Here is a 12,443-nt window from a genome sequence, read left to right as displayed (position 1 = left end):
CCGCTAAGGTAAGGCTAAGTTAGGTAACCCTTACCAGGGTGGCGGCAGCGGTGCGCCTCGGCAGATATCTCGATGTCGAGATAACTCTAGTACATCACCGGCGGCCGGTCATGCCCGGCAGCCCCGAGAAACGCCGCCGCCGTCGCGAGGAAGCGGACCGGGTCGTCCAGCCACGGATAGTGGCCTGCCCCGGGCTGCACATGGAATGTGGCGTCGGACACGAGACCCGCGAGCTCGGCCACCGCACCCGGCGGGCTGTTGAGGTCGAACTCCCCCGCCAGGAGCAGGACGGGCACGGAGAGGCTCGCGAGCGCGGCGCGGGTCGCGTCCGGGGTGAAGGCGCCGTCGGCGCCGAAGCCGGCGACGGCCTCGGGGTTGTCCGGACGGCTCGCGGCCTCGTGCCGGCGGGCCGCCGCGTCCCAGCGGCCGTACCGGAAGGGTGCGATCGCCTCCCAGTCGGCGCCCGTGCCGTCGTTGATCGCCTCCAGGGCGGCGAAGGCCGCCGGGAACCAGGGCTCGTGCGCACGCCGGCGCGCCAGCCCGAGGCGGGTCTCGGCCGTGACGTCGATGCCGACGGCGCGCAGGCCCGGCGCGACGAGGGCCAGGCGGGTCACGCGGTGCGGGTACCGGGCCGCGTACTGGACGGCGATGTTCGCCCCGGCGGAGTGGCCGAGCAGGTCGACGCGTTCGAGACCGAGGTGGGCGCGCAGGGCCTCGATGTCGTCGACGAGCCGGTCGCAGCGGTAGCTCGCGGGGTCGGCGGGCCGCGCGGACCGGCCGGTGCCGCGCAGGTCGGGCAGGACCAGGGTGCGGTGGGCGGCCAGCCCTCCGAGGTCACCGAGGTACGCGGAGTCGGCGGGCCCGCCGGGGACACAGAGGAGCGGGTCGCCGGAGCCGGTGAGGCGATGGGCGAGGCGGGTGCCGTCGGGGGCGGTGAAGGTGCGGAGGACGGCCGGGGTGTGGATCATAACCATGTTGTACAACCTGGTTATGAATCAAGTCGAGCCCTTTGGGCGACCGGGTATAACTGAGTTGTGAGAGCCGAGGAGAGCGCGACGACCGGGGACATGGCCGAGACCGCCGAGCCCATGACCGAGGAACAGGTCGGGCGGATGTTCGCGGGAATGAACGAGATCATTCACGCCGGCGAGGAGATGCGGCGCCTGCGCTGCGAGATGATCCAGCTGTTCGCCGCCGCCGGCTGGACCCAGGACCGGCTCGCCCGGCTCGCCGGGATGAGCCAGCCCGCGGTCTCCAAGCAGGTGGCCAGGGCGGCCGGGGCGGACGAACCGGCGGACGTGTCGCTCGAGCAGCTCGACACGCCGTGGCTGGAGGGACGGTTGTGGGGCCTGGCCGAGGAGCTCTCGGCAGCGCTCGACGACACGGCCCACTGCTCGCGCCTGGTGCACGCGCTGGCCCGGGGCCGGAAGCGCTTCACGCCGCAGAACGTGGACGCGCTGCGGCGCCTGGTCGAGGAGGACCTGCGGGAGTACGGGGCGGAGGCGCCGTTCAGGGCGTACCAGAACACGTACGACCGGATCGCGCGCGGTCTCGACGTCCTGGCGACGAGCGAGGGGACCGAGGCGGGCCGGGCGTCCAGGCGCCGCGCGCTGGCCTGCCAGATCCAGCGGGTGCGCCTGCAGGAGGGGTGACCCCGCGAGGCGCGAACCGGTCACCGTTCCGGCCCCCGTACGGGCGCGGCACGATTGCCGCAAAGGGGATGGGAGTGGACGATTGAGGCATGTTCAGCGGCGCACATGTGATCCTCTACACCCGTGACGCGGAGGCGGACCGCGCCTTCCTTCAGGACGTCTTCCGCTTCGACCACGTGGACGCGGGGCGGGGCTGGCTCATCTTCAAGCTGCCACCGGCCGAGATCGCGGTGCACCCCACCGAGGAGGAGCCGAAGCACGAGGTCTACCTGATGTGCGACGACATCGCGGAGACCCTGAAGACGCTGGAGGACCGCGGGGCCGAGGTCTCACGGCCCGTCAGCGAACAGGGCTGGGGCCTGCTCGGGGCCGTACGCCTGCCGAGCGGGACCGAACTGCCGCTCTACCAGCCGCGTCACCCCGTAGCCCACAGCCTGTCACCCTGATGGCCTACCCCATCGCAAGGCGCATCTCATATCTGAGATAACGTGACGCCATGGCAGACGACTACCTCGTACGCATCGGCAAGCTCATCCGTGACGCCCGTCAGCACCGGGGCTGGACCCAGACCCAGCTGGCCGACGCACTCGGCACCAGTCAGAGCGCCGTCAACCGGATCGAGCGCGGCAACCAGAACATCAGCCTTGAGATGATCGCCCGCATCGGCGAGGCGCTCGACAGCGAGATCGTCTCTCTCGGTTACGCCGGCCCGATGCATCTGCGGGTCGTTGGCCGCCGCCGCCTCTCCGGCGCCATCGACGTCAAGACCAGCAAGAACGCCTGTGTCGCGCTGCTGTGCGCCTCGCTGCTCAACAAGGGCCGCACGGTGCTGCGCCGGGTCGCCCGCATCGAGGAGGTCTTCCGCCTCCTGGAGGTCCTCAACTCCATCGGCGTCCGCACCCGTTGGATCAACGAGGGCGTGGACCTGGAGATCGTGCCGCCCGCCGAGCTGGACATGGAGTCCATCGACGCCGAGGCCGCGATCCGCACCCGCTCCATCATCATGTTCCTCGGCCCGCTGCTGCACCGCCTGGACCGCTTCAAGCTGCCGTACGCCGGCGGCTGCGACCTCGGCACCCGCACCATCGAGCCGCACATGATCGCGCTGCGCCGCTTCGGCCTCGACATCACCGCGACCGAGGGCCTCTACCACGCGCAGGTCGAGCGGTCCGTCGCCCCCGACCGCCCGATCGTCCTGACCGAGCGCGGCGACACGGTGACCGAGAACGCCCTGCTGGCGGCCGCCCGCCACGACGGCGTCACCGTCATCCGCAACGCCTCGTCCAACTACATGGTCCAGGACCTGTGCTTCTTCCTGGAGGCGCTGGGCGTACGGGTGGAGGGCATCGGCACCACCACGCTCACCGTGCACGGCGTCCCGGAGATCGACGCCGACGTCGACTACTCCCCCTCGGAGGACCCGGTCGAGGCCATGAGCCTCCTGGCCGCAGCCGTCGTCACCGAGTCGGAACTGACGATCCGCCGGGTCCCCATCGAGTTCATGGAGATCGAGCTCGCGGTCCTGGAGGAGATGGGCCTCGACCACGACCGCTCGGCCGAGTACCCCGCCGACAACGGCCGCACCCGCCTGGTCGACCTCACGGTCCGCCCCTCCAAACTGGAGGCGCCGATCGACAAGATCCACCCGATGCCCTTCCCGGGCCTCAACATCGACAACGTGCCCTTCTTCGCGGCCATCGCGGCCACGGCCCAGGGCAAGACCCTGATCCACGACTGGGTCTACGACAACCGCGCCATCTACCTCACCGACCTCAACCGCCTCGGCGGCCGCCTCCAGCTCCTGGACCCCCACCGCGTCCTGGTCGAGGGCCCCACCCGCTGGCGCGCCGCCGAGATGATGTGCCCGCCGGCCCTGCGCCCGGCGGTCGTCGTCCTGCTGGCCATGATGGCGGCGGAGGGCACGTCGGTGCTCCGGAACGTGTACGTCATCAACCGGGGGTACGAGGACCTGGCGGAGCGGCTGAACTCGGTGGGGGCGCAGATCGAGATCTTCCGGGACATCTAGGGCGAATCCCTACGGAAGTCCGAGGAAGCCCAAGGAAGTCTGAGGAAGTCCGAGGAACCCCCGGAAGTCCACCGAGGCCAGTCGAGCCCCGTCACCCCCCGGTACTCCGGCGGATGACGGGGCCTCGGGCCGTCGTCCGGCCGGGGCCCGGTTCAGACCTCGCAGGCCGTTTCGATGTCCGCGCCCGCCTCTCCGTCGCAGTCGTCGGTGCCCGGGCCGCCGTTGAGGCGGTCGGGGCCGGGGCCGCCGCGGACGTGGTCGGGGCCGTCGCCGCCGAAGAGGGTGTCGGCGCCGCCCACGGTGCCGATGGAGACCTCGAGGGCGCTGTCGACGTTGTCGCCGAAGATGCGGTCGGCGCCGCCGCGGCCGTTGACGACGTCGGCGGCGGCCGTGGCATCGGTGGCGGTGTTCGTCACGCTGTCGCCCAGGAGGACGATCTCGTCGGCGGAGCCGCCCGTGACGCGGTCCCTGCCGGAGCCGGTGGACTTGCCGAAGTCGGCCACGTGGTCGCCTGCGGCGCCGAAGCCGCCGTCGGTTCCCAGGTCGATGGTGTCGTCGCCGCCCGCGCCGTCCACGGCGTCGGCGGCGCGGCTGTCGCCGACGGCGAAGTCGAAGCCGCCCTGGCCCAGGAGGATCACGTCGTCGCCGGCGCCCGTGGCCTTGGTGACGGCGTACGAGTCGCCCACGATGATGTCCTCGCCGGCGTCGCCGTGGAGGAAGTCGTTCGCCCCGCCGGACGCCTCGACGCCGGAGCTGTCCCCGGTGAGGGAGTCGTCGCCGGCGCCGCCGTGGATCGTGTCCGACGCCGCGCCCACGGCCTTGCCGCCCGCGGACACGTTGTCGCCGAAGACGTTGTCGTTGTCGCCTCCGCCGTTGATCTGGTCGCGTCCGGCGACGGAGCCGGTCACGTCGCCGTCGGCGTAGTCGTCGCCGACCAGCAGGTCGTCGCCGAGGCCGCCGTCGACCTGGTCGTCGCCCGTGCCTCCCGCGACGCTGTCGTGACCCGCGCCGCCGCCGAGGACGTCGTTTCCGCCCAGTCCGCAGATGCGGTCGTCGCCGCCCGCGCCGTCGATGCGGTCGTTGCCGGGCGTGCCGATGATCACGTCGTCGCCCGGCGTGCCCTGGGTGCCCGTGACCGTGGCCGCGGCGCCGAAGCAGGTCGGCTCCGCGGCGCCCGCCGCGCCGGCCCCCATTCCCAGCAGGGCCGCCGCGGCGAGCGTCTGGGCCCCCAGGGCGGCCGCGAGCCGTCTACGGCGATGCACTTCCCACATGTCCCACATGGGTGTCTCTCCTTCGCTTGCGCAGTGCCTGGCGCTCACTGTGCGTGCGGAGGAGCGGCCGCGGCCGCCCATCGACGGGCCGCCCCGGTAAGTTCATCCGATCGGATTCTGATCTGTACGCGTGATGGGCGGGCTCCGTCAGGAGCGGTACCAGGTGACCGGAACCTTCACCTCGACACCGCCGTTGCCGCCCTCGCCGCCGAAGCGGACGGTGCCGCCGATGCTGGAGAGGGTGCTGTCCCAGCAGTTCACGTCGGCCAGCCGGATCTCCGGCATCTTCAGGGCGGCGCCGTCCACCACCGGCCGGAACGGCTTGATGCCGTCCGGCTGCAGTTGCAGCTTCACCGGCTCGGCGGCCGTCCAGGCACCGCCGGCCGGGGCGAAGCGGGTGACGATCTCGTCGTCGGCACGCATGCCGGTGGCCGGGTCCGTCTTCGGGACGAAGCGCAGCTCGACCAGGGTCGCCTTGTTGCCCGTCGGAAGGGTTCCGGCAGGGACCAGCCCCACGAAGGTGCCGGTGATCGGCGTCCCCGTGGCCCAGCACGCGTACGCGGTAGCGGGGATGTCGCCGGCGCCCGGCGGCACCGAAGGGCTGGGCGTCGGGCTCGGCTCCGACGGGCTGGGTGTCGGGCTCGGCGGGCTGTACGTCGGGCTCGGCCACGGGTCGGGCGTCGGGGTCGACGTCGGCTCTCCCCCGCCCGACGTCTCTCCGCCGCCCACGGTCCCGCCCGTGGACGTACCACCGTCGACCCCGCCGGTCGTCGTCCCGCCGATGGTCTCGCCGCCGGCGGTGGTCTCCCCGGAGGTCTCACCCGCGGTGGTCCCCACGGAAACGCCGACGGTGTCGCCGCCGTCGACCGATTCGGCCGCCGGCGCGGCCGCGCCAAGGCCCTCGGCGAGGCCGGTGCCGGACGCCGTGAACACGGCGGCGGCGGCGATCGCCGTCGCCGCCGCCACCGTCAGGGATATCCGCCGTACTCTCTGCTGCTGTCTCAACGCGTCTGCTCCCGCTCGTCGTTCGGGCCTGTGCCGTACGGGCCCATGCCGTCACGCTGTCGCGGAGGCGGTGCGTCCAAACCGTGATCTCCGCCTCACCCGCCCGGCATCACCGCGCCGCCCTTCAGCCGTTCCATGTCGGAGGGCCGTACCTTGATCGCGAAGACGGCGATCACGGCGGAGAGGATGGCGAAGGCCGCGGCCACGATGAAGCCGGCGGTGACACCGCTGGTGAGGACCAGGTCGCCCCAAGGCGGCGGGAGCTGGCCGGTCTTGGCGAACTGGGCCTTCTCCAGGGGTCCTGCCTGGGAGAGGAAGGCGGGGACCTGGTCCTGGGCCTCGTTGCGGCTGACCGTGCCGAAGACCGTGACCAGGATGGACAGGCCCAGCGAACCGCCGACCTGCTGGGTCGCGTTGAGCAGGCCGGACGCGGCGCCCGCCTCGTGGGACTCCACGCCCGAGAGGGCCATCAGGGTCAGCGAGACGAACATCATTCCCATGCCGGCGCTCAGGACCAGCATCGGTCCGAGGATGCTGCCCGCGTAGGTGGAGTGGACGTCCGTCAGGGTCAGCCAGGACAGGCCGGCCGCCAGGCAGATCGAGCCGATCACCATGAAGGGTTTCGGGCCGAAGCGCGGCAGGAACTGGGAGGTGACCCCGGCCAGCACCGCGATCACCGCGCTGACCGGCAGGAAGGCCAGTCCGGCCTGCAACGGGCTGAAGTCCAGGACCGTCTGCACGAAGAGCGTCAGGAAGAAGAACATCCCGAAGATCGCCGCCGCCAGACACAGCATGATGGCGTACGTGCCCGCCCGGTTGCGGTCCGCGAACATGTGCAGCGGGGTGATCGGCTGCCGCGAGCGGCGCTCGATCAGGACGAAGGCGACGAGCAGCACGACCGCCGCCCCGAACGAGGCCAGCGTGTACGGGTCCCGCCAGCCTTCCTGCGCGGCGCGGATGAAGCCGTACACGAGCGCGACCATGCCGAGCGTCGAGGTGAGCGCGCCCAGGATGTCGAAGTGGCCGGGGTGCCGCTCCGACTCCTTGACGTGACGGGGCGTCAGGAAGGCGATCAGCAGGGCGATCGGCACGTTGACGAAGAACACCCAGCGCCAGTCGAGCCATTCGACGAGGACGCCGCCTGCGAGCAGGCCGATGGCGCCGCCGCCGGCCGACACGCCGGCGAACACGCCGAAGGCGCGGTTGCGTTCGGGTCCCTCGTCGAAGGTGGTCGTGATCAGCGACAGCGAGGTCGGCGAGGAGATCGCGCCGCCGACGCCCTGCAGTGCCCGGGCGGCGAGGAGCTGCCAGGACTCCTGGGCGAAACCACCGAGCAGCGAGGCGAATCCGAAGAGCAGCACGCCGAAGATGAAGACCCGGCGGCGGCCGAGGATGTCACCGGCGCGGCCGCCGAGCAGCAGCAGACCGCCGAAGGTCAGGGTGTAGGCGTTGACCACCCAGGACAGGCTCGTGGTGGAGAAGTCGAGCGCGCTCTGGATGTGCGGGAGCGCGATGTTCACGATGGTGATGTCGAGGACCACCATCAGCTGGCAGGAGGCGATCACGAACAGGGCGATGCCCTTGCCGTCGCCTCCGGACTTCTTCGTGGCCACGTCCTGTTGCGGGGTGGTCGGCTTGGGTGTACTCATGGCGCATCGCGCCCTCACCTGCGGGAGCCGTGGGCCGGTCAGTCCACCTTTCGACACTAAGCCCGGCCCCCGGGGGTGACCAGTTGATCTTTCACCGGCCTGGGACCCGCGGTTTCGCCGGGCCCCGTTCCCGCTACTCCAGGACCGCGAAACCGTCCAGTTCGACCATGGCCTGCTCGTCCCACAGCCGTACGACCCCGATCACGGCCATCGCCGGATAGTCGCGGCCGGCCAACCGGTGCCAGATGACGCCGAGTTCGTGCGCGTGCCGGCGGTAGTCGGCGACGTCCGTGGCGTAGACGGTGACCCGCGCGAGGTCGGCGGGCGAGCCGCCGGCGTGGCGGAGGGCGGCGAGCAGGTTGGCGAGAGCGGTCTCGAACTGCTCGGGCAGGGTCTCCCCCGTCACCTTGCCGTCGCGGTCGAGGCTGGTCTGCCCGGCGAGGAAGACCACGCGCGTCCCGGTGGCGGTGACGGCGTGGCTGAAGCCGGTGGGCGGGGACAGTTCGGCGGGGTTGTGGCGGTGCAGGCTCATCGGGCGCCTCCGGCCGTGACGGGTCGCTTGTAGAGCTCCTTGGCGATGATGGTGCGCTGCACCTCCGTGGCGCCCTCGTAGATCCGGGGCGCGCGGACCTCCCGGTAGAGGTGTTCCAGGAGGTGGCCGCGCTGCAGGGCGCGGGCGCCGTGCAGCTGCACCGCCGCGTCGACGACGTACTGCGCGGTCTCCGTGGCGAGCAGCTTCGCCATGGCCGCGCGGCGCGGCACGTCCGGGTCGCCGCGGTCGTACGCCTCGGCCGCCGCGTACACCAGGAGCCGGGCGGCCTCGGTACGGGTGGCCATCTCGGCCACCTGGTGGGCGACGGCCTGGAGGTCCGCGAGGACGCCGCCGAAGGCGGGGCGCGCGGCGGTGTGGGCGAGGGCGGCGTCGAGCGCGGCCTGCGCCATCCCGACGGCGAAGGCGCCGACGCTGGGCCGGAAGAGGTTGAGCGTGTTCATCGCGACCCGGAAGCCCTGCCCCGGCTCCCCGAGCACGTCCTCGGGCCCGACCGGCACCCCGTCGAAGACGAGGGACCCGAGGGCGTGCGGGGCAAGCATGTCGAGCGCCTCACCGGAGAGCCCGGGGCGGTCGGCGGGCACGAGGAAGGCGGTGACGCCACGGGAGCCGTGGCGGGACCCGGGGCCGATCCCGGGGCCGGGGCTGGAGCCGGGGGCAGAGCCACGGCCGGGGCCGGAGCCGGGGGCAGAGCCAGGGCCGGAGCCGGAGGCGGGGGCAGAGCCGGGGCCGGAGCCGGAGGCGGGGGCAGAGCCGGGGCCGGAGCCGGAGCCGGGGGCAGAGCCGGAGCCAGAGTCGGAGCCGGGGGCAGAGCCGGGGCCAGAGCCAGGACCGGAGCCGGAGCCGGCGGCAGAGCCAGGACCGGAGGCGGGGGCAGAGGCAGCGCCGGAGCCGGAGGCGGGGCCGGGCCTGGAGCCGAGGCCGGAGCGGGAGCCGTCGGCGGACCGGCCGGCGGAACCGCCGAAGGGCCCCTCGGCCGGCCGGCTGCCGCCGCCGGCCGCGCTCCCTGGGCCCTCCCCCGTTCGGGCGAACACGGTCACCAGGTCCGCCTCGGGCGCGTTCGAGATCCAGCGTTTCTCTCCGTACAGGCGCCAGCGGGGCGGGCCGTCGGGATCCGCGTCCGGGTCCGGTACGGCCTCCAGGGCGAGGGCCGCCGCGTCCGAGCCGGCGCCCGGCTCGGAGAGGGCGAAGGCGGCGACGGCGCGGCCCGCGACGACCTCGGGGAGCCAGCGGGCGCGCTGCTCCGGCGTGCCGAAGGCGGCGACCGGGTGGGCGCCGAGGCCCTGGAGGGCCAGGGCGGTCTCGGCCTCCGTGCAGGCGTGGGCGAGGGACTCGCGCATCAGGCAGAGGTCGAGGGCCCCGGAGTCGAAGAGGCGGCCGATCAGGCCGTGGGCGCCGAGGGCGGCGACGAGGGGACGGTTGACGCGGCCCGGTTCGCCCTTGTCGGCGAGGGGCCGCAGCTGCTCGGCGGCGAGCGCGCGCAGCTCGGCACACCAGGTGGTCTGTTCCGGATCGAGCGAGAATGCGGCCATCGGGGCCCTCTCCGGCGCGTCCGCCGCGCGCCGGGCGGACGCCGGCGGGACGAGCACCTGTATCGCGAACCGTTGACTGTCGTCACCATCACGATACGCTCGTGGAGCCACGGTCGACCCCACCACGACGATCCCGGACCGGAACGGAACGGAACGGAACGAACGGAGCAGACCGACAGCTCGCGGCTCCGCCCCGCCCCGCCCGGCTCCTGCGATCGACGGACATCCGAAGATCCACGACGACCCCACCGACAGGGGGACGGACGCATGGAGCTGACGCCCTCGGCGCACCTGGACACCTTCGCCCGCGACCATCTGCCGCCCGCGGAGCAGTGGCCGCACCTCCTCTTCGAGCTGCCCTCCCTCACGTATCCCGAACGGCTCAACTGCGGCACCGAGCTGCTCGACCGCACGGTGGAACGTTTCGGCCCGGACCGCGAGGTGTTCCGCGACGGCGACGGCGGCGTCTGGTCGTACGGCCAGCTGCGCGAGCGCGTCGACCGCATCGCGCACGTCCTCGCCGACGACCTCGGCGTCCGGCCCGGCAACCGGGTGCTGCTGCGCGGCCCCACCACGCCCTGGCTCGCGGCCTGCTGGCTCGCCGTGATGAAGGCGGGCGCGATCGCCGTCACCGTCCTCGCCCAGCAGCGCGCCGGCGAGCTGGCCGTGATGTGCGAGATGGCCCGCTGCAGCCACGCCCTCTGCGACGTGCGCGCCCTCGACGAGCTGCTGAAGGCGGAGGTGCCCGGGCTGCGCGTCACTCCGTTCGGCGGGGACGGGGCCGACGACCTGCTCAGCCTCGCCATCGGCAAGCCCGCGCGGTTCGAGGCGGTGCCGACCGCCGCCGACGACGTGGCGCTGATCGCCTTCACCTCGGGCACCACCGGGCGGCCCAAGGGCTGCATGCACTTCCACCGGGACGTGCTCGCCGCCGCCGACACCTTCTCCGCGCACGTCCTGCGTCCGCGGCCGGACGACGTGTTCGCCGGCTCGCCGCCGCTCGGCTTCACCTTCGGCCTCGGCGGGCTGGTCGTCTTCCCGCTGCGCGCCGGGGCGCGCGCCGTGCTGCTCGAACAGGCCGGACCGCAGCAGCTGCTCGCCGCGATCGACCGCCACCGGGTGTCGGTGCTGTTCACGGCGCCGACCGCCTACCGGGTGATGCTGGACGAGCTCGGCAAACCCGGGCACGCCCACGAGCTGGGCTCGCTGCGCCGCTGCGTGTCGGCCGGCGAGAACCTGCCGGCGGCCACCTGGGAGGCCTGGCGGGAGCGGACCGGCCTGGAGCTGATCAACGGCATCGGCGCGACCGAGCTGCTGCACATCTTCATCTCCGCCGCCGACGGCGAGATCCGCCCCGGCACCACCGGCCGCCCGGTCCCCGGCTGGCAGGCACGGGTGGTCGGCCGCGACGGGACGGGCCTGAAGGACCTGCCGGACGGCGAGGAGGGCCTGCTCGCGGTGCGCGGACCGGTCGGCTGCCGCTATCTCGCCGACCCGCGCCAGACCGACTACGTGCACGACGGGTGGAACGTCACGGGCGACACGTACGTCCGCGAACCGGACGGCTACTTCCGCTACGTCTCGCGCGCCGACGACATGATCATCTCGGCCGGCTACAACATCGCGGGCCCGCAGGTGGAGGAGGCGCTGCTCGCCCATCCGGACGTCGTCGAGACGGCGGTGGTCGGCCGGCCCGACGAGCTGCGCGGCCAGGTGGTGGTGGCGTACACGGTGGTACGGGACGGGGTACCGCGCGACGGCGGCACGGCGACGGCGCTGCGGTCCTTCGTCCGGGCCCGGCTCGCCCCGTACAAGGCGCCGCGCGAGATCGTGTTCCTGGACGCGCTGCCGCGCACGGCGACCGGCAAGATCCAGCGCTACCGGCTGAGGGACGAGCGGGACGACGGCGCGGGACCCGGCACCCTAAAGTGATCACTGTGGCCGAGCAGCACACTCCCCGATCCCTGATCGTCTCCCTGTACGGCGCGTACGGGCGGTTGCCGGACGGCGCGCCGTTCCCGGTGGCGGAGCTGATCCGGCTCCTCGCCGTGCTCGGCGTCGACGCGCCCTCGGTGCGCTCGTCGGTGTCGCGGCTGAAGCGGCGCGGGCTGCTGCTGCCCGCGCGGACGGCGGAGGGCGCCGCCGGGTACGCGCTGTCGGAGGACGCGCGGATGCTCCTGGACGACGGCGACCGGCGGATCTACGCCCGTACCGAGCCGGCCCTGGCGGACGGCTGGGTGCTCGCCGTGTTCTCGGTCCCCGAGGCCGAGCGGCACAAGCGGCACCTGCTGCGCTCGCGGCTCGCCCGGCTCGGCTTCGGCACGGCGGCGCCGGGCGTCTGGATCGCCCCGGCGCGGCTGCACGAGGAGACCCGGCACACCCTGGAGCGGCTGGAGCTCTCCGCGTACGTCGACCTGTTCCGGGGCGACCACCTCGGCTTCGCGCCGACGGCGGAGGCCGTGTCCCGCTGGTGGGACCTGCCGTCCATCGCCAAGCTCCACGAGGAGTTCCTCGACGTCCACGAGCCGGTGCTCCGCACCTGGTCGGCCGGGCGGCGGCCGACTCCCGAGGAGGCGTACCGCGCCTATCTGCCGGCCCTCGACTCCTGGCGCCGCCTGCCCTACGCGGACCCGGTCCTCCCGCTCGAACTCCTCCCGGAGAACTGGCCGGGCACCCGTTCGGCGGAGGTCTTCCTGGCCCTGCACGAACTCCTGCACGCGCGCGGCGGGGAGTTCGTGCAGGTGTAGGGGCGGCCGGC

At 73.0% G+C, this 12,443-nt stretch carries 11 protein-coding genes; 5 read left to right on the top strand and 6 right to left on the bottom strand.

Annotation, left to right across the window (positions count from 1 at the left end; genetic code table 11):
* Positions 1–86: 86 nt before the first annotated feature.
* Positions 87–968 (bottom strand): alpha/beta fold hydrolase, encoded by an 882-nt coding sequence (locus tag ACFVGS_RS27660; protein ID WP_385694219.1) that lies wholly within the window; start codon positions 966–968, stop codon positions 87–89.
* Positions 969–1,034: 66 nt separating this feature from the next.
* Between ACFVGS_RS27660 and ACFVGS_RS27655 the strand changes: the two genes are divergently transcribed.
* The 3 genes from ACFVGS_RS27655 (at position 1,035) to ACFVGS_RS27645 (ending at position 3,678) form a co-directional block, all read left to right on the top strand.
* Positions 1,035–1,652 (top strand): sigma-70 family RNA polymerase sigma factor, encoded by a 618-nt coding sequence (locus ACFVGS_RS27655; RefSeq protein WP_385694216.1) that lies wholly within the window; start codon positions 1,035–1,037, stop codon positions 1,650–1,652.
* 89 nt (positions 1,653–1,741) lie between these two features.
* Entirely contained in the window at positions 1,742–2,098 is a 357-nt protein-coding gene (locus tag ACFVGS_RS27650; RefSeq protein WP_385694213.1) for a VOC family protein, read from the top strand.
* 50 nt (positions 2,099–2,148) lie between these two features.
* Positions 2,149–3,678, top strand: coding sequence for a helix-turn-helix domain-containing protein (locus tag ACFVGS_RS27645; RefSeq protein ID WP_384422688.1), 1,530 nt, complete (start codon positions 2,149–2,151; stop codon positions 3,676–3,678).
* 152 nt (positions 3,679–3,830) lie between these two features.
* On the opposite strand, the gene ACFVGS_RS27640 is transcribed toward ACFVGS_RS27645, so the two are convergent.
* From ACFVGS_RS27640 to ACFVGS_RS27620, 5 genes are all read right to left on the bottom strand, one after another.
* Complete coding sequence (locus ACFVGS_RS27640; protein WP_385694210.1) at positions 3,831–4,958, bottom strand: calcium-binding protein; 1,128 nt, start codon at positions 4,956–4,958, stop codon at positions 3,831–3,833.
* Between the two features lie 138 nt (positions 4,959–5,096).
* On the bottom strand, positions 5,097–5,915 hold the full coding sequence (locus ACFVGS_RS27635) for a hypothetical protein (protein ID WP_384420149.1): 819 nt from the start codon (positions 5,913–5,915) through the stop codon (positions 5,097–5,099).
* 134 nt (positions 5,916–6,049) lie between these two features.
* Positions 6,050–7,603: an MFS transporter gene (locus ACFVGS_RS27630; RefSeq protein WP_384420152.1), complete on the bottom strand. Its 1,554-nt coding sequence runs from the start codon at positions 7,601–7,603 to the stop codon at positions 6,050–6,052.
* Between the two features lie 133 nt (positions 7,604–7,736).
* Positions 7,737–8,135: a RidA family protein gene (locus tag ACFVGS_RS27625; protein WP_384420155.1), complete on the bottom strand. Its 399-nt coding sequence runs from the start codon at positions 8,133–8,135 to the stop codon at positions 7,737–7,739.
* A complete protein-coding gene (locus ACFVGS_RS27620; protein WP_385694205.1) occupies positions 8,132–9,685 on the bottom strand; it encodes an acyl-CoA dehydrogenase family protein in 1,554 nt (517 codons plus the stop codon). Before ACFVGS_RS27620 ends, ACFVGS_RS27625 begins: the two co-directional genes overlap by 4 nt.
* Before the next feature lie 267 nt (positions 9,686–9,952).
* On the opposite strand from ACFVGS_RS27620, the gene ACFVGS_RS27615 reads away from it, so the two are divergent.
* Together ACFVGS_RS27615 and ACFVGS_RS27610 are read left to right on the top strand one after the other, a co-directional pair.
* A complete protein-coding gene (locus tag ACFVGS_RS27615) occupies positions 9,953–11,617 on the top strand; it encodes an AMP-binding protein (protein ID WP_385694202.1) in 1,665 nt (554 codons plus the stop codon).
* 5 nt (positions 11,618–11,622) lie between these two features.
* A complete protein-coding gene (locus ACFVGS_RS27610) occupies positions 11,623–12,432 on the top strand; it encodes a PaaX family transcriptional regulator C-terminal domain-containing protein (protein ID WP_384420165.1) in 810 nt (269 codons plus the stop codon).
* Positions 12,433–12,443 lie beyond the last annotated feature (11 nt).

The organism is Streptomyces sp. NPDC127114, assembly GCF_042677525.1.
Lineage (GTDB): Bacteria > Actinomycetota > Actinomycetes > Streptomycetales > Streptomycetaceae > Streptomyces.
Note: the sequence above shows the minus strand (reverse complement) of the source record. Positions and strands in the feature narration are given on the sequence as shown.

What these genes read in the sequence shown, in the direction of transcription:
- ACFVGS_RS27625 (WP_384420155.1), bottom strand. Translation starts at nt 8,135, where the DNA reads ATGAGCCTGCACCGCCACAACCCCGCCGAACTGTCCCCGCCCACCGGC.
- ACFVGS_RS27630 (WP_384420152.1), bottom strand. Translation starts at nt 7,603, where the DNA reads ATGAGTACACCCAAGCCGACCACCCCGCAACAGGACGTGGCCACGAAG.
- ACFVGS_RS27650 (WP_385694213.1), top strand. Translation starts at nt 1,742, where the DNA reads ATGTTCAGCGGCGCACATGTGATCCTCTACACCCGTGACGCGGAGGCG.
- ACFVGS_RS27640 (WP_385694210.1), bottom strand. Translation starts at nt 4,958, where the DNA reads ATGTGGGACATGTGGGAAGTGCATCGCCGTAGACGGCTCGCGGCCGCC.
- ACFVGS_RS27620 (WP_385694205.1), bottom strand. Translation starts at nt 9,685, where the DNA reads ATGGCCGCATTCTCGCTCGATCCGGAACAGACCACCTGGTGTGCCGAG.
- ACFVGS_RS27615 (WP_385694202.1), top strand. Translation starts at nt 9,953, where the DNA reads ATGGAGCTGACGCCCTCGGCGCACCTGGACACCTTCGCCCGCGACCAT.
- ACFVGS_RS27660 (WP_385694219.1), bottom strand. Translation starts at nt 968, where the DNA reads ATGATCCACACCCCGGCCGTCCTCCGCACCTTCACCGCCCCCGACGGC.
- ACFVGS_RS27645 (WP_384422688.1), top strand. Translation starts at nt 2,149, where the DNA reads ATGGCAGACGACTACCTCGTACGCATCGGCAAGCTCATCCGTGACGCC.